Origin of the sequence: Fibrobacter sp. UBA2449 (assembly GCF_002342555.1) — a bacterium.
Classification (GTDB): Bacteria; Fibrobacterota; Fibrobacteria; order Fibrobacterales; family Fibrobacteraceae; genus Fibrobacter.
The window spans coordinates 121,880-145,005 of record NZ_DDQF01000019.1; the positions used below are offsets into that span (position 1 = coordinate 121,880).

A 23,126-nucleotide genomic window follows, 5' to 3' on the forward strand; every position below is an offset into this window, starting at 1 on the left:
CTATATTTCTGACAGCGCCGCTAGGCGAAAAAATCAAAGCTTGTTTTCTTGAGTTCGCGGAGGGAATGGAGCACGACATAATCGGGACTCCCGATAGATTCCGCGGCACCCTTTATGAATGTTTCGAGTTCCGCGGCAGACTGGGCATGCATCATCGCGTAGAGCGTGTAAGGGAAGCCTTCGAAGGAAGGGCGCTCGTAACAATGGGATACATAGGGCTTTTGCGCGAGGACATCGCCGGCAGAGCCCGGGGCATCAAAGCACACCATCGCATTGAACGCGAAACCCGCATCCTGGTGCCGAAGGATAGCCCCAAAACGGCGCATCCTCTTTTGCACGAAGTCGTCGCGGAGGGCCTCGATAGGAACACCCCAGTCCGCAAACGGCGTGAGCGTATGCGGAATATCGCCACAGGCTATGCGGATGCGAGCCCTGTCGGACGACGACAACGCGGTAACGAATTGCACACCCCGATCATCATTCCCGCTGTCATTCTGGAGGGACAAAGCCCCGATAGAATCACGGGAATCTTCATTTCTTTCGTCTGCGCCCTTCCCCATCACCGTGTTTATCTTAAACTTTTTCGTTGCGGCAAGGATATGCACATCGTGCAAATCCGTAGTGGAGCAAAGCCCTTCGACAACCGCACGAATTTCACCTTCGGACTCCGCGATGACGGTAAACCACACATTGTATTCGTGGGAGCGCACATAGTTGTGCGTAATCGCAGGGATCCCGTTGACTGCAGTTGCGAATTTATCCACATCAGAAACCTTGCCCGCACAGAGCCGCGAAATAAAGCCGAGTTTTTGCGAGTCGTAGATGCCACCGATGCGACGGACAATCCCAGAATTGCGGAGGTTCTCGACCGCTTCGAAGACAGCCTGTTCGGTGACGGTTTCACCCTCGCCTCGCCCATTCAGGACATCCGTAAGCACACGATAAGGGCGCTCTTCCAGCGGGAAGGCGTCCTGAATGGTATCCAGAAGCGTTTGTTCGAGCGGGGTCAGGATATTTCCTCGTCCGTCAGGTAGCAAGCCGGATCCTGTTCCCAGAAGTCGCCCGTGACGGCCTCGGCGCGGGTGCGGAAGTTGCCGTTGCACAAGTTCAGGTAGGCGCACTTGGGGCAGCGTCCCTTCAAAATCGGTTTGCGATTCTTGAGGCCCGCCATAATCGGGTTCGATTCGTCGCTCCAGATTTCGCCGAAGTTCCTTTCGCGCACATTCCCGAGGGTAATATACTGCGTGAACTGGTCGGGGTGAACATTCCCGATGCTGTCGATGTTACCGAAGGCCATACCGCTGCGGTTACCGCCATTACGCTGGATGAGTTCCAGCACCTTCTCTGCTCGGGCAGGGTCCTCGCGTTTCATGCGCAAGTAAAGGTAGACTGCATCGGCGTGGTTATCGACGGTCAGAATTTCCTTGTTTATCCCGCGCTTCTTGAAGTCGAGCGTGCGGTCAATAATCAGGTCCATCGCCTTGCGGCTCTCTTCGTGGTTCAAGTCGTTTGCGACCATCGCGGAACCGCGCCCGCTGTAAACCAGGTGATAGAAGCATACGCGGTCGATATTTTCGGCTTCGAGCAAGTCAAAAATCGCATTCAAGTCTTGCACGTTGTAGCGCGTAATAGTAAAGCGAAGGCCCACCTTCTGGCCCGTCGCCACACAATTGCGGATTCCGCGCAAAGCGAGTTTGTAAGCGCCTTCCTTGCCGCGGAATTTGTCGTGGGTCGCTTCGCAACCGTCCAGGCTAATGCCCACGTAGCCCACACCCATATCCTTGAGTTTCTGGGCGACATCGGGCGTAATGCAGGTGCCGTTCGTGCTGATGGTCGGGCGAATTCCCTTGCTTGCCGCATAGTTCGCAAGTTCAAAAAAGTCCGGGCGCAAGAGCGGTTCACCACCGCTAAAGAGGATTACCGGCACCTTGAAATCGGCAAGTTGGTCGATAAGCGCCAAGCCTTCTTCGTGCGTCAGTTCGTTCTGGTACTTGATGGCCTCGGAGCGAGCGTAACAGTGCACGCAGCTCAAGTTGCAGGTCTTGGTGCAGTTCCACACAACAACGGGACCACGGCCGGGCGCCACGCCGTTCTTGCACTCATGGGCCCGCGGTTCATAGCGGAGCTGGTCCCCGAAGTTCGGAGTATCCATCAAAAGCTTGGTAATGCTTATCATAAAGATTTCCAGAAGAGGCTACTTCCTCTTCTTGTTCCTCGTGATGTCAGCGAGATTCTTCACCTTGCGGGCAGAGAGTTTCTTCGGCTTCGCAGGAGCGGGTTCCTCGTCCTTCACAGCAGCTTTCGAAGCAACCGGCTTCACATCGATATGCTTATAGGCACCCTCGATGACCTTGTTGTCCACAAGAATCTTGTAGGTAAGCCCATCGACAAACGCCATCCAGCTCGCCTCGATGATGTTGCTCGAGACTCCGACCACATTCCAGTAGCCCTTCTCGTCGCCAAAGGTCGTCCACACGCGCACGGTAGCGTCAGATGCCACCTTGCTCCCGAGCACGCGCACCTTGTAGTCGTCGAGCTTGACCTTCGCCATGTTCGGGAAGAACGGCAGCAGTGCCTTGCGGAGAGCCGCGTCAAGCGCGTTCACCGGGCCGTCGCCCTCGCTCACCTGATGGCTAATCTTGTCGCCAATCTGGAGCTTGACAGTCGCCTGCGAAACGGAAACGCCCTGAGTCGTCTTGTCTTCGATGACGCGGTAGCCCAGAACCTTGAACGGCTCCTGCACCATGCCCAAGTGGCGGTACACCAAAAGCTTGAAACTGGCCTCGGCAGAATCGAAATGCCAGCCCGCGTTCTCACGTTCCTTGATGAGCGTGAGCAGCTTGCCCACAACCGGATCCTTCTTGTCGATGCCCGGCTTGATGGCCCTGAGCTTTTCCACAACGAGGGAACCGCCCGCCTGGTCGCTCGTGACGAACACGCGGTCGTTACCCACCTCGTGCGGGTCGATATGCTCGAAGCTGCGGCTCACCTTCATCACGCCGTCGATATGGGCACCGCCCTTGTGCGCAAACGCCGCATCGCCCACGTACGGGGCATGCACGTCGCTCGGGAGGTTCACAATCTGGTCCACGTTGCTGCTCAGCTGGCGGAGGCGAGCCATTTTTTTGGCGGCAAAGAACTTCGCGCCCATCTTGAAATGAAGATCGGCGGCAATGGTCGTGAGGTTTGCGTTTCCGCAACGCTCGCCATAGCCATTCACAACGCCCTGCACCATAGTCGCACCGCACTTGACGGCATAAATACTGTTGCATACGGCAAGGCCCGCGTCGTTATGCACGTGGATGCCGATGGGCGTCGAAATCTGTTTCTTAACGTCCTTCACAATCTGTTCGAGTTCCCACGGCATCGTCCCGCCGTTCGTATCGCAAAGCACGATGCAGTCCGCACGGCCGCGTTCCGCAGCCTTCAGCGTCTCGATAGCGTATTGCGGGTTCGCCTTGTAGCCGTCAAAGAAATGTTCCGCATCGTAAATCACCTCCTCGGAATGGTCCTTGAGGTAGTCGACGGAAGACTCGATCATGTCGAGGTTCTCTTCTAGCGTGGTGCGGATGACGTCGGTCACGTGCAGGTCCCAGCTCTTGCCGAAAATCGTCTTGACCGGGGCTTCCGACTTCACGAGCGCCTGCAGCAGCGGGTCATTCTCGGGCAACACCTTCGGACGGCGCGTAGAGCCGAACGCGGCGATCTTCGCATGCTTCAGCTTCACTTCCTTGATTTTGCGGAAGAATTCCTCGTCGGTCGGGTTGCTCGGATTGGGCCAGCCCCCTTCGATGTAGTCAAAACCGAAATGGTCAAGAATTCGCGCAATCTGCAGCTTGTCGGCGAGAGAAAGGCTTATCTTGCGGTCTTGGTTACCATCACGGAGGGTTGTATCGTATAAAAGGACTTTCATGAGCGCAAAGATAGAAAAATATCCCCGCGACTAGAGCCTATTGTTCACCACGTCCCAATCGATGATGCTCCACAGCGCCTTGAGGTAGTCCGGGCGGCGGTTGCGGTAGTCGATGTAGTAGGCATGTTCCCACACGTCGAACGTGAGAAGCGGCTTGAGGCCCCTGGCGAGCGGGTTCTGGGCGTTGCCTTCCTGCGTAATCACGAGTTTGCCCGATGCGTCGGCGGATAGCCAGACCCAGCCGGAACCGAAGAGGGAGGCTCCCTTCGCCTGGAATTCTTCCTGGAACTTTTCGAAGGAACCGAAGTCGCGGACAATAGCCTCGGCAATTTTACCGAACGGCGTATTGCTAGCAGACGGAGACCTGAACTGCATAAAATACATGTAGTGGTTCAGGAACTGCCCCGCATTGTTGAACACGCCCCCTTCTGCGCTTTTCACGATGTCTTCGATAGACTTGCCCTCGAAGGCACTCCCCGGGAGGGCCGCATTCAGGTTGTTGAGGTAAGTCTGCAGGTGTTTCCCATAGTGAAATTCAATGGTTTCAGCACTCAGTGCCGGAGCCAAGTCCCCCGCCGCATACGGAAGGGCGGGCATTTCAAATTTTCCATTGACCGGTTGAATCATGTAAGCCTCTTTATTTGCGGTCGTGCCGCGGTTAAATGCTACTTTCGATAAATTCCTTGCGGAACGTGCCGTTGCCGAGCAGGATGTCGATGGGCAACTTCTTGAACTCATATTCGTAGGGCGGTTGCTTCCAGGCGAAATCCTTCGGGTACTCGTTGAAGATGTACTGCAACAGCTTTACCGCCATGTCGAAACTGCGGAACTTGTCACGGTCGAGCACGTGTATCTGCGCGCCTCCGCAAATCTGGCCCGCACCCTTGTGGAACGTGGGCTGGAAGTAGTTCTCACGGAAGTACACGCCGGGAAGCTTGAGCCCGTTCATGTACTTGCAGAGCTTTACGGCATCGATAAACGGCGCACCGAAAATCTCGAACGGGCGCGTGGTACCGCGGCCTTCGCTCACGTTGGTGGCCTCGAAAAGGCACATGCCGGGGTAAACGATTGCGGTATCGAGCGTAGGCATGTTCGGGCTCGGTAAAATCCACGGGAGCCCCGTCTGGTCGTACCACATCTTTTTGTCGTAGCCTTCCATGCCGAGCACATAGAGTTCGCACTTGGGGAAGCGTTCTTCCTTGAACTGAACCGCCAGTTCGCCGATGGTCTTCGCGTGGCGCGTGCGGATGCTGTGGAGGCCCACGAAACTCGTGTAATTCAAGTCCAGCACCGGGCCTTCCTCGTCGATACAGTTGATGGGGTTCGGGCGGTCCACCACAATCACGGGGATTCCGGCCTTCTCGCAGGCTTTCATACAAAGGAACAGCGTCCAGATGAACGTGTAGTAGCGGGCGCCAACGTCCTGCAAGTCCACGAGCATCATGTCCACGTGGCTAAGCATCTCGGGCGTGGGTTCGCGGTGTTCGCCGTACAGGCTATAGACGGGAATGCCCAGTTCGGGGTCGGTGTAGCCCTCCCATTCGATCATATTGTCCTGTGTGTGGCCCTTGATGCCGTGCTGCGGGCCAAAGAGCGCCGAAAGCTTGAACAGCTTGCCGTCGTATTCCTTGAGGAGGTCGAGGGTGTAGTGCAGGTCCGGGAGGACTGATGCCGGGTGGAGGACTGCGCCGAGGCGCTTGCCGCGGAGATTTACGGGAAAAACCTTTTCAAAACGTGAAAGAGCCAAAGTAGTCATATGTCCCAAAATATAAAATAATGTAGTCAAAGTCAAAAAAAATCCCAAAAATGGCACAAAGTGTCAAAATGTTTTTTTTATTTTTGGAATAGAAACAAAAAACAACAGACAGGTAAAAATATGGCATATCTAAACAAAGTGATGCTCATTGGTAACATCGGAAAGGACCCTGAAATTCGCATGAGCCAAACCGGCGGCCGCAAGCGCGTCGCCTTCTCCCTCGCCACTAGCCGCCGTTACCGCGACAACAATGGCGAACAAAAAGAACAGACCGACTGGCACAACATCGTCGGCTGGGGCAAGATTGCCGACATCGTCGAACAGCTCGGCATCCGCAAGGGCATGAGCCTCTACGTGGAAGGCACCCTCACCAACCGCAGCTGGACCGACCAGAACGGCCAGAAGCGCTACGCCACCGAAGTGAACATGGACACCTTCCAGCTCCTCGGCCCCCGCACCCCGGGTGCCGGCCAGGGCGGCAACTACCAAAGCGCCAACCAGGGCAACAGCTATTCTTCACAGAACAGCGCCCCCGCCTTCGAAAGCGCCATGCCCGAGGGCGACGACGACCTCCCGTTCTAGCGTTCGACTATGAACCAGGACGTAGCCAATATTTCATTGATGTTCGTGCTCCCGCTCGGGATCACGTTCATCACTATTCTCCAGACGGCAGCCGCCCCCGAGCGCATGCACAAGATTATTGGCGCGGGGCTTTCGTTCCTCGTCGTCGTAATGGACTGTCTCTTCTACTTCACGAAGAACTCCTTCATCAGCTACAACGCCGACGGCGGACTGCTTCTAGCATTTGCAAGTCTTCTCTTGTTCGGAATTCTGAACGTTATCCGCAGCGAGGATGTCCCGGCGAAAGTCGCGAACATCCTTTTTTGCGTATTCATGCTTTCGGCTTTCGTGGGAATCGCCTACTGGGAGCGCCCGACCCTCCTCGTTACGGCCGACTACACGCCCGCCGAGCTAGCCGCCCAGAACGCGAAATACCAGGACTACATCGCCTCGTTCCAGAACGGTGAAGGAGGCAAGTGGCAAGAGGCCCCGAAAGGCCGCTCCGCAGCGCCGAATGCCGGGACGGCCACCCCAAGCGCGCAGCCGCGTCTGAACGATGCCGCCAGGAGCAGACTCGACAAGTATGTCGACGAGTGCACCAAAGTCATCGACCGCATGAACTCCATCATGGCGAGCATCGAGAGCTTCGGGACCATTCCCGCAAACGCGTCCGAATCCGAACGCGAGCAAAAAAGCCAGCAGGCGCTCGCCATCAACAACAACGCGACCGCACTCAACAAGAAGACTCTCGGGCTGTTCCATCCGCACGAATCGAGCGAGGCACACTCCGAAATCATCCAGGCGAGCGAAAGCGTCCGCCTTGCCGCGTACTCGCTGTACACCTACACCCTGCAAGAAAACGCACAGGAGCAGGCCAACCAGTACAGCCAGTGCAGAAACCAGATTACGCAGGCAAGGGTATCACTGGATCGCTTCTGGAAGGACATCGAGAACTTAAAATCAAACTACCAACCTCAACAAGAAGATAATTAAAGGTTAATTATGATCCGCAACGTTGCCATCATGGGCGCAACCGGCGCCGTCGGCCAGGAAATTCTCTCCATCCTCGAGGAACGCAACTTCCCGCTGCAGAGCCTCAAGCTCCTCGCTTCCGAGCGCAGCGCGGGCAAGGAATTCAAGTTCAAGGGCGAATCGCTCAAGTGCGAAGTCCTGAACAAGGATTCCTTCAAGGGTATCGACCTGGTGCTCAGCTCCGCCGGTGCCGCGATTTCCCAGGAATTCGCCCCCATCGCCGTCGAGAACGGTGCCGTGGTCGTCGACAACACGAGCTTCTTCCGCATGGACCCGAAGGTCCCGCTGGTCGTGCCCGAAGTGAACCCCGAAGACATCAAGCTCTACAAGGCTGAAAACGGCGGCAAGGGCATTATCGCCAACCCGAACTGCACGACCATCATGATGGTTGTCGTCTTGAACCCGATCGAGAAGATTTCTCACATCAAGAAGATTCACATTTCTTCTTACCAGAGCGCGAGCGGCGCAGGTGCCATCGCCATGGAAGAACTCAAGCAGCAGTACAAGGACATCATCGAGACGGGCACCACCACACACATCAACAAGTTCCCGTTCCAGCTCGCGTACAACGTGATTCCGCAGATCGACAAGATGACGGAAAACGACTACACGAAGGAAGAAATGAAGATGTTCAACGAAACGCGCAAGATCATGCACTCCGACGTCCGTACGAGCGCTACCTGCGTGCGCGTGAGCTCGCTGCGCTCCCACTCCGAATCCGTGTGGTTCGAGACCGAGCGTCCGGTTTCTGTCGAAGAAATCCGCAACGCTTTGAAGAACGCCCCGGGCGTGACCCTCAAGGACGACCCGCAGAACTACGTTTACCCCATGCCGCTCGAAAGCGCAGGCAAGGACAACGTGTTCGTTGGCCGTATCCGCAAGGACCTCGCCGACGACAACAGCAACACGCTGTGGCTCACCGGTGACCAGATCCGCAAGGGGGCTGCCCTCAACGCCGTGCAGATCGGTGAAATCTTGCTGAAGATGTAATGAAGATCCCCGCCTTCGCGGGGATAACATTATGCATTTAGAAAGCCGTCCCGCAAAGGACGGTTTTTTTGATTCTGGTAATTATTTTCCGAGCTGGTCCGGGTTCAGGCACTTGAGTTCGTCAACTACGAACAGGCCGTCCTTGCGGATGAGCTTGTCGTCAAACCAGATTTCGCCGCCACCATATTCCGGGCGCATGATAAGCACCAGGTCCCAGTGGATAGCGGAATTGTTGCCGTTCGGGGCTTCCTCGTAGCACATGCCCGGCGTAAAGTGGATAGAGCCAGCAATCTTCTCATCAAAGAGGATGTCGCACATCGGCGCATTCACGAACGGGTTGAAACCGATGGCGAACTCGCCCACATAGCGTGCGCCCTCATCGGTATTGAGGATGGCATTGAGCTGCGCATTGTCGCCCGTTTCGCAGGTGGCGTCCACAATCTTCCCGTCCTTGAATTCCAGGCGGATGTTGCTGAACTGCTTGCCCTCGTAGAGCGTGGGCGTGTTGTAGTGGATTACGCCGTTGATGCTGCCACGCACCGGTGCGGTATAGACTTCGCCGTCCGGGATGTTCATGTTGCCGCAGCACGGAATCGCGGGGATATCCTTGATGCTGAACGTGATGTCGGTGCCGTTTGCCACGAGGCGCACCTTGTCCGTCTTGTTCATGAGGTTCACGAGATTCTGCGCGGCGCGGCCCATGCGCGGGTAGTCCGCGAGGCAAGCCTGGAAGTAGAAGTCCTCGAACGCCTCGGTACTCATCTTCGCACCCTGCGCCATGGAGGCGTTCGGCCAGCGGAGTACGCACCAGCGCGTCTTGTTCACGCGGTAATCGAGCGTTTCCTTAGTCATCTTGCGGTACATGAGCATCTTCTCGTCGCTCACGTCGCAATTTTCCATGAAGTTGTCGGCCCCACGGATGGCGATATAGGCCTGCATCTTCTTCATTTCGGCAAGGGCAAGTTCAGCCTCGACCTTCATCTGGGCTTCACTTGCAGAAAGGAGCATCTGGCGACGCACGCGGCTCTTGGAATTGCGCACGAAGGCGTTTCCGCCCACCTTCTCGACAGCCTTGATGAGCTCGGTAGAGACTTCGTCGGGCGTGTCGGTGGTTTCGATAAGGATGTTCTCGCCCGCCTTCAGGGCAAGCGCGTTGTTAATCAGATTTTCTGCAAGTTTCGTAATACGCGGATCGGTCATTTCAATTTCTCCATTTTGTTCCGCGTGAGAATATAGCAAAAAGGAGAAACAAACGCAAGAACAGGGACCCACTCAAAAAAAAACGAAGAGGGGCCGCTGCGCTCGCCGACCGCTGTACTCGCCGACCCTAGTCCTTGAGGCAACGAACAGAAAATCCGGTGAACTTGCCGTCGAAGTCCAGGCACGCATCGCCGACGCTATAGAACAAGTACATGCTGTACGCGTCGTCGCTATTGCTCTCTGTAGAACTCCAGAAGTGCGCGTAGTCGCCCTCGCTGTTGTAATTCCCGTAGTAGTCCCTGTGGCCGGCAGGGAGCGCGGAGAAGGCGAAGGCATCCGAGCCATTGCCACCACTATTCCATCCGGATGTGGACTTGAGCACCTTCCCTGCGGTTGATTGACCGCCGACTGCAGTGAACAAAGTTTCGAATTCCGCTTTTGTTGGCAGATGCCAGCCCTCTGGGCAAACACCGCGAACAGGATAAGTCGGAGAGCATGTCTTCTTATAGCCGCAGCCCTTGCCGTTCGTAGACCATGTTCCCACGCTGTCCATCGCTGCAGCCCAAGTGTAAAAGCGTCCGTACTTGGCGCAGTTGCTTTCCCCGTCTTCGTAGCACCAACTGGTGGAATCAGAGGTATAGCTATAAACTTTATAGGGTACACCAGTGTATGCGTAGTTGAGGTTCTCCGCCATCCAGGTCTGCGTGCCGATGGTGACAGTCTTGTACGTCTGGCCGTCGCGGGAGTCGGTCATTGTTCCAGTGGACACACTTGTCTCGCTATCGCTCGACTGCGGTGTGACGCTGGAAGACGAACCTTCCGATGGTCGAGTCGCAAAATCGCTATCGTCATCGCCGCAGGCGACAAGCAACAAAAAGGAAACAGCCGCAACAGCAAAAGAAAATCCATGTTTCGCTTTTAGCATAACCTAACCTCTACCAGAAATTTTTTTCAGATAATCTATATAATTTTTCGGCATCCACAAAAGCGGAGGCCCATACCACAAGGCAAAAAAGGAATTCCGACAGCCGTACGGCCGCCGGAATGGTATCATTTACAGGATTTTAGAGTCCTATTCCGTGAACGTGAAGGGTATGGTCACCGTGGTGTTTCCGGACTTGACCTTGCTGAAAGTCCAGCGACCGACTGCATTCTTGATGTCGTTGTCGAATTCGCCGTGACCCGTGGTAGACGATACAACCGCAATGCTGATGACCTCGCCGCCCGGGGCAATCGTGAACTTGAGCGTCACCTTGCCTTCCAAGCCCGGAACCTTCTTCAGGTGCTTATTGTATATGTGGCGAAGCCCCGGAGTCCTCTGGCGCACTACCTTCATGATGTCGGCTGCGGAACGCGACCCGCCGCCGGAACCCATGTCGATATCGCGCACGGAAGGCGTCTTCATGTTGCCCTTCATCGCCTTGTTATTGAAGCCGCCCCCAGGTGCCCCGAAGAGGTTCCTGAGATCGCCATCAATCCCGCCGCCATCGCCCGAAGCGACACCTTCGTTGAAGCCGCCGTCCACCTTGCCGCGCCTCTCGCCTATCTGCGTCTTGCCCGAATTGCGCAGAACGTTCGCATTCCGGAGAATCTTATCGATATCCTTCGCGAATTTCTGGTCGTTCATCAGGGTATACGCCGATGCCGTGGCGGTCTTCGTCATCGAAGCGAGTTCCCTGAGCACACCCCTGGATTCGGGAACGTTCGGTTTCCCGGCACCCTTGGGCTTGCCCCCGCCCGTGGATTTTGTATCGCGTTTTGTCATCCTGTCTGGCTTCTTCTCCTGTTTCTTTTCCTGCTTTTTCTCTTCTTTCTTATCTGCGATTTCGATTTTTGTTTCGATTTCCAAACTGGAGGTTTTCTCGAACATCATATCGTTGATAACAACCTCATATGTCGTGGCCCAGAAACTCAGTGCGAGAGCGACGAGCAGAGAAACTCCTGTAATGTTCCTCAATTTCTCGTCGGAATCGGGCATGAGCGCTACCACGAGTTCATCAGTTTCTTTTTCTTTTGGTGGTTTTTTGATCGGTTTCATGATTTTATCCTCCCCCTCTTTCGAGGGAATTGATGGTTGATGTTTATGGGGGTAAAAAGTGGGCTATCGCCTTGTGGTCAAGGCTTTTTTCTTTGCAAAAAGCAATACCGGGGAAAGGGCTCGTCTGCCAAGCCTTTCGCACAAACTAACAATGTCAGGATGTTTAGACTACATACACCGAAGGAATTACTTTATCCAAAACACCATTCCCGAATCCGTTCCTTCACTCAGATTCAAGACAAATTGTTCTTCTCTGATTTTAAACTATAAAGAAAAATCGGAACGGATTCACCCGAACGGGTAAACAAATTTTCAACATAAGAAATGTAAACTCAGGTCCCATCGCGGGAATCCCGAAAAATAAGGCTTTCCACAGGCATCCTACAACAAAATTCTCGTTCCTGTTTTTACAAAAACATATATCAAGTGAATTTATTCCAACTTAGAGTGGCGAAGACAATTCGCGCACAAAAAAAGACGGCACCTTTGCAGGCGCCGTCTTTTAACGTTTAAGGCTTTGTAAAAACGTTAACCGATTACTTCACCTCGAAGTAGTAGGTCTGGACCGTCTTGCCGTCCTGGGAAAGCTGGATGATCTGCTTGCCCTGCGGGAGCGTGCCCGTGATGCGGAAGAGGTTTTCGGCAACGTAGGTCACCTGGAGGTCCGTGGACTTGCTCTTGTCTACGAAGATGCCCTTCTTGTCATTTGCGTCGAAGCCCTTGCAGTCCTTGTGGGCAGAGACATTTTCTTCAACCGCAGCGAAGGTCTTCGCGACGAGCGGAGAAGAAACGGAGTTCGCGTTCACGAAGAGGACGTTGATCTGGTTTCCGACAACGAGCGGAGCCGGAAGAGCGAGCATCTTGGAAGCCGCAGCTGCAGCGGGAGCGGCAGCCTTCTTGGCCTTCTTGCCCTTCTTACCCTTCTTGTCTTCCTTCTTCGGGGCAGGCGGCATCTTGGCGCCATCGGTAGCCTGCGGCATTTCGAGGCGGTAGCCGGCGATGGATTCGGTGCACTGGGTAGAGAAGAGCACCCATTCGTTGTTGATCTTGGTCGGAGCCTTTTCACCCGTCTTGTAGAGGCCCGGGTTCACCTGGTCACTGTAGATGTAGAGCTTGAGCTTGAGGTTCGGTTCGGCCTCGGTCGTTGCAACCGGGTTACGGCTCTTGATATACTTGGAACGGCCAGCGAGAATGCGGTAGCTGCCAACAGGAACCTTCTGGAACTTGAATTCACCCTTCTGGAGGTCTTCCTTGAACGGGTACTTTTCCTTGGTCGTCGTATAGATGGTGGAGTCCATCCACACCGTCGGCATCGGGACAGGCTGTTCGGTGAACGGATCGAGAACGACACCTTCGATCGTACCGGTCTTTTCGCAACCAGTCATTGCCATGGCAACGAGAGCGAAGGCACATGCAGAGATAAGTTGTTTCTTCATCTTTTTTTCCTTGTGTTAAAAACCGATTTGAATTTAAAAAAAAATGCCCCCCGCAGCGTGGAGGGCATCGAGAATCGCCTAAAATTAAGCTTCTTCTTCGGCCTTGGCGGGCACAGCCTTGCGGGTCTTGCGCTTTGCGCCCGTGATGTTGCCAGCGAAACGCTTGTTGAAGCGGTCGATACGGCCAGCCGTATCCACGCGATGCTGCTTGCCCGTCCAGAACGGATGGGTATCAGCCGTAATTTCCAGAGAAATTACGCTATATTCAACACCATCGATAGTCTTCTTTTCGGCGGAAGACTTCGTGGAGCGGGTGATGTATTCTTTACCCGTATTCGCATCGACGAACACGACCGGTTGATAGTTAGGGTGGATACCTTCTTTCATTTTAAACTTCCTATTGAAGTAGTTGATTTTGAGAGCCTAAATTTAGAAGATTTTCGGCCTTTTGGCAAGGGAAATAGTATCTTTGTGGACATGAACACCCGCTACAGACTGCTTTTAGCGATTCCTGCCTCCATTATCGCCCTCTCCCTCTCCGCATGCAAAAGCGAGCCCCCCAAGGCCACCGTCATCAAGATAGACCAAAAGATGCCCCTCATCGAGTGGCCCGACAGCATCTACGTAAACTCGCTAGACTCCATCCTCGCACTTGAACCTGTCAAGAAATCCGCAAACGAGAAAAAGGACGTGAACCTCTCGCTCAATTCCAAGAGCGCGCCCGTATTTAAACTGCCGAGTTCCGTAACCGGGAAAAAGGACGGGCCAAAGCAGCCCGGCACCGCAGAAATGCTCAAGAGAATCGCCGCCGAAAAGCAGGCGCACGAATCGGGCAGGGCAGCCCCGCAGGGCCGAAGCGAAGATATTTCCGGCAAAAAGGCGGAGGCTTTCGGCGACAGGTTCGTGAAGGCGATGAACGCGCTACAGTCCGACCCCAACAACGCGAAGCTCTACAAGATTGTAGTCGCAAACGACGAGGATTTGACCACATTCCTCAAGCGGACCTACGGTGCAGGTTCGCTCACGCTCCCCCGCTTTTTTGTGCAGTCCGCGCTGCAAACAATAAACCCCGGCCTCAACCTCGAAAAGCTGAACGCCGGGGATAAAGTCAAGGTCCCTAGGATATAAGACTAGGGAGGGTAACCCCCTCCCTAAGACCCTCCCGGCAATCTCAAATTCTACAGCACGCCCTTGCTGCTGGGGATTCCCTTCACATTGCGGCTCGGGGCAACGGCCATCGCAACTGCACGCGCGAAAGCCTTGAAGATGCTTTCGAGGCAGTGGTGGTTGTCGTTTCCGTAGAAGAGCTCCACGTGCAGGTTCATGCGGGCATTTTCGCACAGGCTCTTGAAGAAGTGTTCGAACATGCTGGCCTCGATGCCACCTGCCATGGCGGCAGGCAGGTTCACGTTCCACACGAACCCGATGCGGTTGCTGAAATCGAGGCAAACGCGGCTCAGCGCCTCGTCCATCGGGACAAAGTAAAAGCCGTAGCGTTCGATTCCCTTCTTGTCTCCAAGGCATTCCACAATCGCCTGACCGAGCACAATCGCGATGTCTTCCATGCTGTGGTGCATATCGACAGCGGTATCGCCCTTGCAGGTGAGGTTGAGCGTAAAGCCGCCATGCACCTGGAACAGGTCGAGCATGTGGTCGAGAAACGCGTTGCCAGAATTGACGACCCCGCGGGAAGCCTCGTCCAGGTTCAGCGAGAGTTCGATATCGGTTTCGCCGGTCTTTCTCTTGATGTTCGCAATACGCATTAGCGGCCTCCCTTCGTCTTAACAATTTCGCCGCCGAACACGCGGAAGCGCGCCACGCGGCCAAACTTCATTTCGGGAAGCGGAGATTCCTTCCCGTTCAAAAGCATCTTCGAAATAGCACGGGGTTCGCCCACGACAACAAACAGCGTGTCTTCCGATTCGTAAATCAGTCGCGTTCCCTTTTCCGCAAGGTTCGCTTCTTTCAGGAAAGCGTTGTCTTCCTCGTGACGCTTGAGGCCAATCCAAGAACGCATTTCGCCCGAAGCGACAAGCTCGATGCGAGTCTTGTTCGTCTTCTCGGCGGGAGCATCCTTGCCAGACGTCGAAGAGATAAAGATTGTCGCAGATGCGGGAAGGTCCGATTTCTTGACAGCCTCGTCCACGACTTCCTGCGTCACCTTCAGGCTGGAGGAATCGACGGCCGCAGAATCCACCGAGGAAGAATCCGGGGCGATAGCCTCGGCGCCTTCAGGCATTTCCGAGGGCATTTCCGATGGTGCAGGAGGTTCCACCACCATTTCCGCAGCGGATTCGTTCATCTCGGGAGGAGTCGTCCCTTCGTCCATCTTCTTCATGAAATGAGTGCCGACCACAAATGCCAGTCCGAGCAGGACCACCACCACCGGAACGGCCTTGCTGTGAGGCTTGTGCTCTTCGTCGACCGGGGCTGCGGGTTTCGCGGGCTTAGCCGGGGACGGAGAAAGGAGACTCGAAAACTTGGCGCCAGTTTCGCCGGAGTAGTAATCCAGGACCCTCTTGGAATCCAGATTCAGCTTTACGCAAATCGAATGCAGGTAGCCCCTCAGGTAGGCCTCGACCGGGAATGCCTTCCAGTCGCCGCTTTCGATGAGGGTAATGTTCTTCACTGTGAGCTTCGTCACAGTGGCGAGTTCCTCTACGGAAAGGCCCTTCGCTTCACGCGCACGCGCAAGGTAGGATCCCAGGCGTTCATCAGGGCGTTTGTCTTCTATAGGGCTCATACTCATACGTTTACCTTCTGCCTTGTAAGCATTTCCAGTGTGAGGGCGACAGGCAAGCCCACCACGTTGTAATAACATCCAGAAATCGATCTGATAAGCCGGGCGCCTCGCGTTTGGATACCGTAGGCCCCCGCCTTGTCCATCGGGTCTTTAGAATTTACATAATCTTTTAGCTCCTGTAAGGAGCAGTTCCTGAAAACGACCTCTGTTTCTTCTTGTTGAGTATCAAGGACTTGCGAATCTTTTGCGATTGCAACTCCCGTAATAACTTTGTGAGATTTTCCGTTCAGTTCCTGTAGCATTTCGAGTGCGTTTTCGGGGCTTTTTGGCTTCCCGAGGGGGCGTCCGTCCAGAAAAACGAGGGTGTCGAAACCGAGCACGTATTGTCCGGGCTCCTTTTTAGAGACCGAAAGCGCCTTCGCCGCCGCGTTTTCGCGCGGGAAGTCCAGCGGATTGCTCGATGTCGGCTTTTCTTCCTCGTTGGAGACGACCACCCGGAAATCCACCCCTATCTGGGACAGGATTTCGCGCCGCCTGGGAGAACCGCTTGCGAGAACAATTCTTGTCTTTTCCATTTCCATATCCTTGTCGTGAACCCCTACTTGCTCGATTCCGTGCTTCCCGCATTGAGTTTGATATCGGGCAGGTCTCTCACGTAGATGGCGAAACTCCAGCCCGCAGCAGGCCCCGTCGGAGTCCATGTGAAATCCAGCTGCCAGCAATGGAGGGCCCTGTTGAACGTGAAGCGGTGCGTCACGAACTTGCCCTCGTTGTAATCGTATTGCGTGCTGTAGGAGACTTCCCAATTTATCGTCGGCTGGAACGATGCGGTAATCGATGTCGAGTGGTTTACGTTGTCTTGAAAGAGGTCCTTGCCCACGCGCGTACTGGAGAACGAATAGCGATACGTGAGGCCCAGCGACCACTTGCGCATCTCGTACTTGCCCATCTGGGACGGGAGCCCCGCATTGAGCGTTCCGCTCCAGTTGAAGCTGCGGCTCAGCTCGTAGCCCCAGTAGGTAAGCTCCGGCACCTGCACCTTCGTCGGTTCCATGGAATACTTGTGGTAGAAGCTGTGGCGCGTCGTGATGGTGAACAGGTAATCCGGCAAAATCTGGAACCCGAAAGACGAATTGATATCGGAAAAATTGAGCGAGTCTGCCGCAAAGTTGTACGAAACGCTGTGGCGCGTCGTAAGAAGCCTGCGGTTGCCATACTGGTCTTCGACAGCCTTTGCCGTATCTCCCTTCGTAGTATCCGCCTTGTGCCCCACCACCTTCAGGTACTTGAGATCAAGGTCGTTTCCAAGCGAGAACCCAATCGTCTGCTGCTCCTTCTGATAAGGCGACTGCCCCAAATCCGGATGCGGCGCAAAATACTTGACCGTATCGATTTCAGGCGCGTAGGTGTAAGAAATGCTCGGAGAAAGAATGTGGCGAAGTCCCGTAAATCGGCCAATTTCGGGGACCCAGATGCCGTAAAGTTTCGTATCGGCGGTAAGGCTGTAGTTGTGATTATAGGCGAACTCACCGAAGGTATCGTGTTCGGGATCGAGGCTCGTGCGGCGTTTCCAGTACTTGCTCGAATCGTCCGGGTTTATCCACGACTGACCCGTCCAGTAGCCGCTCCAGGTCGCCCTCGGAGTCAAGTTGATGACATTGAAAAGCGACCCCGAATAATCGAGGGAGTACGTTCCCGAATAGCCGACATACTTGGCAGTCGTGTCCATGTCATTGACGCTGTCGAGAGCGGTCACCATCTTGTAGTTGAACCGGTTCGTGAAGTTGTAGTTCAACTTCTGAAGGTAAGAACGGAAAGAATTATCTTCGACGGCCGTCTCATCCTCATCGGTTTCAAAAGAGAACAGCGGACCGCTCATGTTGAACTGCACATCGGGAAGCTGGCGCTCCATATAGCCCGTCTGCAAGTTATGGTTCTGCCCCGCCTTCACGGTAAGGCTCTTGTTCGTCCCGAACTTGCCCGAATAGGTAAGCCAGGCGTTTGCCTGCTGGTCAAGAATCGTTTCCGCGTCGAGGGCGTTTTCCCTTCGGACCTTCGTGTTGCTTACGAAAGAGCCCGTACCCGTCAGCTTGTGCTTCGCATCCGGAGTCAGGTTTTGGTTATGGGAATACCGGATGTCGTAGTCGCTTTTGCCAAAATCGAATTCGTCCAGGTATGCCGTATAGGAAAGGTTTCCATCGAGCAAATCGCGCTTCTTGTATCGGACTTCTCCCTTGAGCGAAGACTTCTCGAATCGGGCTTCCTCTCCTTCGATGATGTCGCCGCTGATGGTCGCATCCCAGTAGTCGTTCGGAGCATAGTAGAAACCGATGTTGCGCATGTAGTAGCCCTGCACCTGGTCGCCACCGAACTTGGGCGAGAGGAGTCCCGACTTGCGTCCGCTCTTCAAGGGTGCAACAATCATCGGGAGCACAGCGACCGGCACATCAGCAATATTCAAGACCACTGGACGCGCCGTGATGGTTTCCTTCGGTTTCACCACCATGCGGCGACCGTAAAAGTAAAAGTGCTGGTGCGTCGAATCGTTACAGGTGCTAAAGTCGCCGCGGGCAATCTGGATTCGCTGGTCAGGAAGCCTGCGCACCTCCATGCCGTTGAGCTGCTGGTTATCCTGGAAGGTCGTCGCATAGTAGATTTCGCCAATGCGGCTGTTCATGTTGTATTTGAGACGCATCCCCGACAGCGACGGGTTCTTCGTTTCGCGGAGTATCGGTTGGCCGCCTGCCACAAGCACGCTGTTCTTCTGGTCGAACCAGATGGTATCCGCATCGAGCGTCGCCGTACGGTACTTGAGCTGCGCCGAATTGTTCAGATTAAACGTTTCCTTTTCCACGTCGTAGATGAGGTCCACGGCGCGGTATTCGACGGTATCCGTCCCCGTGGTGTCGTTCATCCAGTCCACCTCGGTAGTGTCCTCGACCGGCTGCTCGCGCTCCTCAAGTTCAAAACGCGTCATCTCCGCGCCAAACACGGCGGGAGTATCCAGGGCACCGATTGCAAACAGCAAAACGGCCCATAGAAGACTATGGGTTCTAGACAAAATCACGTTGCGGCAAATATAGGAATTAGAGATTACTGTTTGGGAACCGCAACAAAAAAAGTCCCGCGAGCGCGAGACTTTCCAGACAAAAGTTAATTTGTACTTACTTCAGGACGGCGAACTTGCCGGCAACACCGAAGGACTGTTCGACGCTTACCATGTAGCGGCCCGTGAGCAAAATGCCCCTGGTCTTTGGACCAGGGGCATTTGCGAAAAGTGAGCGGTATTACCGCGAACGGCTCTCGTTAAAACGAGCGGCCGCTAAACCGTTTTTACTTGAGAACCGCAAACTTGCCGGCAACACCGAAGGACTGCTCGATGCTTACCATGTAGCGGCCGCTCGGGACGTTCTCGGAATTCCAGGCAACGCTGTTGAAGCCGGCCGGAGCGTTATCCACGCGCACCGAAGCCACTTCTTCGCCGTTCGGACCAGAAACCTTGACAACAGCCGTTCCTGCGGTCTTGAGCGTGAAGGAAATCGCATTACGGCTAAAGCCCTTCAGCACAGCCCCGTTGGACTTCACACCCTTGTTCGGGTTGGTCTTGGGTTCAACCTTTTCGGCCTTCTTCACGAACACGCCGTTCAGGTTCCTTGCAGAAACCTTCTCGGCATCGCCCGCGACGATCGTTCCGCGGCTCAATACGGCGAGCAGCTGCTTGTCCGTTTCGCTACCGCTAGCAAACGTTTCAAGTTCCTGGGCGTTGAATTCGTCCTTGTCACCATACCAGGCCGTAACGTCGTCGGCATTGAAGTCCTTCACGAGCATGGAAGTACGACGCACGACAGCGGAAAGCGTATCGCCGTCGCTCACGTAGGTGAGTTCGACCGGCTTATCCACCTGGCCACGAATCTGATCCTTGGAAAACTCGATGTTCTGGCCCTTGAGGCTTACACCGTCAACAGCGACAATCACGTCGCCCTTCTTGATTTTTGTGTCGGCAGCGGGGCCACCGGGAATAACCTCGGCTACGTACACGCCAGCGGGCACCTGGTAAATCGTAACGCCGATACCGCCGAACTGTTCGTCGGCCATAATCGGAGCGGCAAGCATGCCAGCAACAAGAGACGCCTTGACAAACTTTTTCATTGATTCTCCTTGTAAACTATTCTGTTCTAAATATACTATAAAAAACAACGAACGGACCAATTAACGGACTTTTTTACAAGAAATACGCCATTTTACAGGCAAATTTCCGCTATTCCATCATCACGCCGTCTTCTTCGTCTTCCCCATCGTCGTAATCCTCGATAGTCTTGTCGCCGGGGACGATGATGAGGCCGAGCGTCACGGGCTCGCCCTTCAGGTCGATGTAGGCTTCCAGATAGAGTTTGGTCGAAAGGCGGATAAGGCGCAGGTCAAGCATGGAACCGCCCTTGTGGATGCTTTTGGGATTGCGGTTGAAGAACAGGAACTTCTTGTTGATGTACTCGAAACGGTCCTTCTCGTAATTGATGCTCCACTCGGAGTTGCCGTCCTTCTCCTGGCGGTAGAGGCAGCGGTCGTTGTCGATATCGCACTCGAAACTTGCACTTTCCTGGTAGCGCTTATTCCACTCGCGGCTAAAGGCGCAGCTCTGCACGCGGCCCGCACCATTGCGGTTCTTGTTCAACTGGTCATTGATGACAACGTAATCCATCTTCTTGTCCTTGACCTGGTTGTACACGTTCATCAATATGATGTAGGCCTCGATGTTCTTCGGGCACTTGCCGTCAAGTTCCACTTCTTCGTGCGCCTTCAAAAGCGTCTGCTGCATGTCGAGGTCGATGGCATCGGGAATCTCGCTTTCGCGGAGCTTGTCCAGCACCTTCTTCGGCGGGATAACCACAATCTTGTCGCCCTGCTTGATGGCATAACCCAGCTGGTCACGCACGTAGTCGAGGCACTGCTGCACGTGGATATGCACCGTATTCGAACCGCCCGAAACGAAGTCCACGCCTATACGAACGTTCCATGTGGAAGCGTCACTCTTGGAGCCCTTTACCAGCTCGCAGAAAGGATCCTCGCGGATACCGTCGATAAACACGATTTGCGCATTGAGCTTAGTGACAAGCGAGCCTTCCTTGTCCATCGCGCTCCCGAGACTCCAGAAGTTCGGGTTCAGGCGGAGCACCTCGGCAAAGGCCTTGTCGCCATCGAGGGCCGGCAAAAGCGAATCGTTGCGGGCATTCTTCTCCTTGAGGAGTTCGGAATACTCCGTCGTCACGTTCATGTTGCTGAAGCCGTTGCGCGCCTGCGGAGCGGGGAACGACCACGCCAGGGAGGCAAAAAGGAGAGCGAGCATTACAAAAAGTGCAGAATAAACAGTTCGTTTCATACGGGTATAAAATACAAAAAGTTAAACAGAAACATCCAAGTCGCGCAGGTTCATCAGATGCGGTATATGGAAATCCACCCAAGCCGGCGCTTCCACGCTCGGGTTCACGAGCACGGTGGTCCAGCCCCGCCTATGCGCGGGTTCCAGGTTCCGCAGAGAATCTTCCAGGAGCACAATATCGCGCTTGTCCGCGGGCATCGAGCATTCCCATCCGGGCATCGCGCCACATCTCTCCGGCCAAACACGCGCAAGCCACCGCTCCATCTTCTCGTACGCGCTCTCGTGCGGTTTGCCCACCCAGTCCATCATCTTCAGGTCAAAAACGCCGTCTATCGCGGGCGCAATTCCCATGTGCGCCATGCCCGCCTCGCTCCAGTCGCGCCTCCCGTTGGTAAAAACAAAGCGGGGGCCCTGCAGGCCTTGCAACAGCGCGAGTTTCTCGGGAGCACGCTTCGGGTACGTCAGATATTCCGGTTCGTGAATGAAGTCGAAGAATTCGTCCGGGTCGGTACCGTTCATCGCCATGAGGCCAGCAAGCGTCGTGCCGAACTTTTCCAGGTAATCCGTGCGAATCCTGTGCGCCGATTCAAAATCGCCGCCGACAGTCTTCTGCACAAAAAGCGAAATGCGGTGGTCGAGCGAATTGATGACATAGCGCTCTTCGTCACCATACAAAGTAAGGTCGTAATCGAAAAGCCAGACCTTCAAGGGACCCCCGCCTACACGCCCATCGCAAGGCCGCCAATCTGGCGCGCCAAGTATGTGGCGTAGTTGTCCGTCATGCCCGTCACAAAATCGAGCACCTGGTGGTAGGCCTCGGCGGCGGTCACGCTCTGTCCGATTTTCGCCTGCCCGATAAGCCGCACGATGCGGTCGGCACGATAAGAATTCCTGCCATTCTGCCTGTAATCGTAAACGCCGTTGATAAAGGCGTCGAGAACGGTTGCAAGCGTCGTGTAGCTGCCGACTTCAAGTTCCGTCTTGCGGCGATCCGGATAGATACGTTCCACGCCCAGGCGCTTCGCAATGCGGATTCCCCACATGGCATCGGATTTCGTGATATCGATCAGGTGGCTGTTGAGCTTGCCTTCCATGATTTCTTCATAGTGCTTCACGAAGGTCACGGCAACGTCGTCTATAATGTTCTGGAAGGCCTTCCCGCGGATGCTACTGAGGAAGTCGCGGAAGTTGCGTCCGTTTTCCTCGTATTCCTTGTCGATATTTATTTCGGGGCCGCAGAGGTAGCTGAACATGTCGCGCACATCGCTAAAAGCAAGGATTCCAAGTTCAATGGCATCTTCCACATCGAGGATGGAATAGCAGATGTCGTCAGCGGCTTCCATCAGGTAAACGAGCGGGTGGCGCACCCACTTGCCGTTATCTATCTGCGGGAGCCCGAGCGTTTCGGCGGTAATCCCGTAGAGGTCCGCCTCCGTCGAGAACAAACTGGTGGGGCAACCGTACTTGGCCAGTTGCGGGTACTTTATCATGGCGCCGATGGTAGCGTAGGTAAGGCGCATTCCGCCATCGAGAAAGTGGTATTCCAGCTTGCTCAATATGCGATGTCCCTGCGCGTTGCCGTCGAAGTTCTCGAAGTCCGCCATTTCCTTGTCGCTCAAATCCTTCAGCGGGGCACTCTGGCGGTTCTTGCGGAACCACTCGCGGATAGCAGCCTCACCAGCATGCCCGAACGGCGGGTTACCGATATCGTGAGCCAAGCAGGCCGATTGCACGATGGTCCCGAACTGGTATTCGTTGATATACTTGGGCAAGTACTTCTTGATGAGGTGGAAAACCGTAATCGCAAGGCTACGCCCCACGCTCGAGACCTCGATACTGTGCGTGAGTCGGCTATGCACATGGTCGTTCACCGAGAACGGGTGAACCTGCGTCTTGCGGCCAAGCCTGCGGAAAGCCGTCGAAAAGACAATGCGGTCGTAATCCCTGTGATAATCGGAGCGGTTCGGGTCCTGATCGGCCGGGTGCCCATAACGCGTAGCGGATAAAAGTGTTTCCCATCTGAGCATGGCGCAAATATAAAAATTCTGCAAGGCGAGAGAAGCGACAAACTTGTTTGGCA

At 54.8% G+C, this 23,126-nt stretch carries 22 protein-coding genes; 4 read left to right on the plus strand and 18 right to left on the minus strand.

Annotated features, from left to right (window positions below):
- Window positions 1–20: 20 nt before the first annotated feature.
- From B4B27_RS11965 to B4B27_RS11985, 5 genes are read right to left on the minus strand one after another with little or no spacing between them, the layout of a single operon-like run.
- Entirely contained in the window at window positions 21–1,037 is a 1,017-nt protein-coding gene (locus B4B27_RS11965) for an Lrp/AsnC family transcriptional regulator (protein WP_290726840.1), read from the minus strand.
- Complete coding sequence (gene nirJ1, locus B4B27_RS11970) at window positions 1,007–2,176, minus strand: putative heme d1 biosynthesis radical SAM protein NirJ1 (RefSeq protein WP_290726842.1); 1,170 nt, start codon at window positions 2,174–2,176, stop codon at window positions 1,007–1,009. The genes B4B27_RS11965 and nirJ1 overlap by 31 nt, the downstream gene beginning before the upstream one ends.
- An 18-nt stretch (window positions 2,177–2,194) precedes the next feature.
- On the minus strand, window positions 2,195–3,913 hold the full coding sequence (cimA, locus tag B4B27_RS11975) for a citramalate synthase (RefSeq protein WP_290726844.1): 1,719 nt from the start codon (window positions 3,911–3,913) through the stop codon (window positions 2,195–2,197).
- Window positions 3,914–3,943: 30 nt separating this feature from the next.
- The gene (locus B4B27_RS11980) at window positions 3,944–4,540 is read right to left on the minus strand and encodes a superoxide dismutase (RefSeq protein WP_290726847.1); all 597 of its coding nucleotides are present in this window, start codon (window positions 4,538–4,540) and stop codon (window positions 3,944–3,946) included.
- A 31-nt stretch (window positions 4,541–4,571) separates the two neighbouring features.
- Window positions 4,572–5,669, minus strand: a complete 1,098-nt coding sequence (locus B4B27_RS11985) for an exo-beta-N-acetylmuramidase NamZ family protein (protein WP_173382479.1) — start codon at window positions 5,667–5,669, stop codon at window positions 4,572–4,574.
- 120 nt (window positions 5,670–5,789) lie between these two features.
- Here B4B27_RS11985 and B4B27_RS11990 point away from each other — a divergent pair, with 120 nt between their 5' ends.
- Genes B4B27_RS11990 through B4B27_RS12000 form a run of 3 tightly spaced genes read left to right on the plus strand, consistent with a single transcriptional unit; the run spans window position 5,790 to window position 8,252 of the window.
- The gene (locus B4B27_RS11990; protein ID WP_173365385.1) at window positions 5,790–6,251 is read left to right on the plus strand and encodes a single-stranded DNA-binding protein; all 462 of its coding nucleotides are present in this window, start codon (window positions 5,790–5,792) and stop codon (window positions 6,249–6,251) included.
- Window positions 6,252–6,290: 39 nt separating this feature from the next.
- Window positions 6,291–7,223: a hypothetical protein gene (locus B4B27_RS11995; RefSeq protein ID WP_290726850.1), complete on the plus strand. Its 933-nt coding sequence runs from the start codon at window positions 6,291–6,293 to the stop codon at window positions 7,221–7,223.
- A 9-nt stretch (window positions 7,224–7,232) separates the two neighbouring features.
- Window positions 7,233–8,252, plus strand: a complete 1,020-nt coding sequence (locus B4B27_RS12000) for an aspartate-semialdehyde dehydrogenase (protein WP_290726853.1) — start codon at window positions 7,233–7,235, stop codon at window positions 8,250–8,252.
- 81 nt (window positions 8,253–8,333) lie between these two features.
- Here B4B27_RS12000 and B4B27_RS12005 read toward each other — a convergent pair whose 3' ends face one another.
- The 5 genes from B4B27_RS12005 to B4B27_RS12025 form a co-directional block, all read right to left on the minus strand.
- On the minus strand, window positions 8,334–9,452 hold the full coding sequence (locus B4B27_RS12005) for an aminopeptidase (protein ID WP_290726855.1): 1,119 nt from the start codon (window positions 9,450–9,452) through the stop codon (window positions 8,334–8,336).
- Window positions 9,453–9,579: 127 nt separating this feature from the next.
- Complete coding sequence (locus B4B27_RS12010; RefSeq protein ID WP_290726857.1) at window positions 9,580–10,377, minus strand: fibrobacter succinogenes major paralogous domain-containing protein; 798 nt, start codon at window positions 10,375–10,377, stop codon at window positions 9,580–9,582.
- Window positions 10,378–10,524: 147 nt separating this feature from the next.
- Window positions 10,525–11,490: an AgmX/PglI C-terminal domain-containing protein gene (locus B4B27_RS12015; RefSeq protein WP_290726859.1), complete on the minus strand. Its 966-nt coding sequence runs from the start codon at window positions 11,488–11,490 to the stop codon at window positions 10,525–10,527.
- 536 nt (window positions 11,491–12,026) lie between these two features.
- Window positions 12,027–12,926: a hypothetical protein gene (locus tag B4B27_RS12020; protein WP_173382483.1), complete on the minus strand. Its 900-nt coding sequence runs from the start codon at window positions 12,924–12,926 to the stop codon at window positions 12,027–12,029.
- Window positions 12,927–13,010: 84 nt separating this feature from the next.
- Window positions 13,011–13,313, minus strand: coding sequence for a type B 50S ribosomal protein L31 (locus tag B4B27_RS12025; protein ID WP_290726862.1), 303 nt, complete (start codon window positions 13,311–13,313; stop codon window positions 13,011–13,013).
- A gap of 90 nt (window positions 13,314–13,403) precedes the next feature.
- On the opposite strand from B4B27_RS12025, the gene B4B27_RS12030 reads away from it, so the two are divergent.
- Window positions 13,404–14,054, plus strand: a complete 651-nt coding sequence (locus tag B4B27_RS12030; protein ID WP_290726864.1) for a hypothetical protein — start codon at window positions 13,404–13,406, stop codon at window positions 14,052–14,054.
- Between the two features lie 50 nt (window positions 14,055–14,104).
- Here B4B27_RS12030 and hisB read toward each other — a convergent pair whose 3' ends face one another.
- From hisB to B4B27_RS12070, 8 genes are all read right to left on the minus strand, one after another.
- The gene (gene hisB / locus B4B27_RS12035; protein ID WP_290726866.1) at window positions 14,105–14,689 is read right to left on the minus strand and encodes an imidazoleglycerol-phosphate dehydratase HisB; all 585 of its coding nucleotides are present in this window, start codon (window positions 14,687–14,689) and stop codon (window positions 14,105–14,107) included.
- Complete coding sequence (locus tag B4B27_RS12040; RefSeq protein ID WP_290726868.1) at window positions 14,689–15,675, minus strand: helix-turn-helix domain-containing protein; 987 nt, start codon at window positions 15,673–15,675, stop codon at window positions 14,689–14,691. Before B4B27_RS12040 ends, hisB begins: the two co-directional genes overlap by 1 nt.
- Window positions 15,672–16,244, minus strand: coding sequence for a Maf family protein (locus B4B27_RS12045; RefSeq protein ID WP_290726870.1), 573 nt, complete (start codon window positions 16,242–16,244; stop codon window positions 15,672–15,674). Before B4B27_RS12045 ends, B4B27_RS12040 begins: the two co-directional genes overlap by 4 nt.
- A gap of 23 nt (window positions 16,245–16,267) precedes the next feature.
- Window positions 16,268–18,697, minus strand: a complete 2,430-nt coding sequence (locus tag B4B27_RS12050; RefSeq protein ID WP_290726872.1) for a putative LPS assembly protein LptD — start codon at window positions 18,695–18,697, stop codon at window positions 16,268–16,270.
- A 305-nt stretch (window positions 18,698–19,002) separates the two neighbouring features.
- Window positions 19,003–19,818, minus strand: coding sequence for a S41 family peptidase (locus B4B27_RS12055; protein WP_290726874.1), 816 nt, complete (start codon window positions 19,816–19,818; stop codon window positions 19,003–19,005).
- Between the two features lie 109 nt (window positions 19,819–19,927).
- On the minus strand, window positions 19,928–21,046 hold the full coding sequence (locus tag B4B27_RS12060) for a hypothetical protein (protein WP_173381969.1): 1,119 nt from the start codon (window positions 21,044–21,046) through the stop codon (window positions 19,928–19,930).
- A 21-nt stretch (window positions 21,047–21,067) separates the two neighbouring features.
- Window positions 21,068–21,754 carry a pyrimidine 5'-nucleotidase gene (locus tag B4B27_RS12065; protein ID WP_290726877.1) on the minus strand — a complete coding sequence of 229 codons (687 nt, stop codon included), beginning with the start codon at window positions 21,752–21,754 and terminating at the stop codon, window positions 21,068–21,070.
- An 11-nt stretch (window positions 21,755–21,765) separates the two neighbouring features.
- Window positions 21,766–23,073, minus strand: a complete 1,308-nt coding sequence (locus B4B27_RS12070) for a deoxyguanosinetriphosphate triphosphohydrolase (RefSeq protein WP_290726879.1) — start codon at window positions 23,071–23,073, stop codon at window positions 21,766–21,768.
- Window positions 23,074–23,126 lie beyond the last annotated feature (53 nt).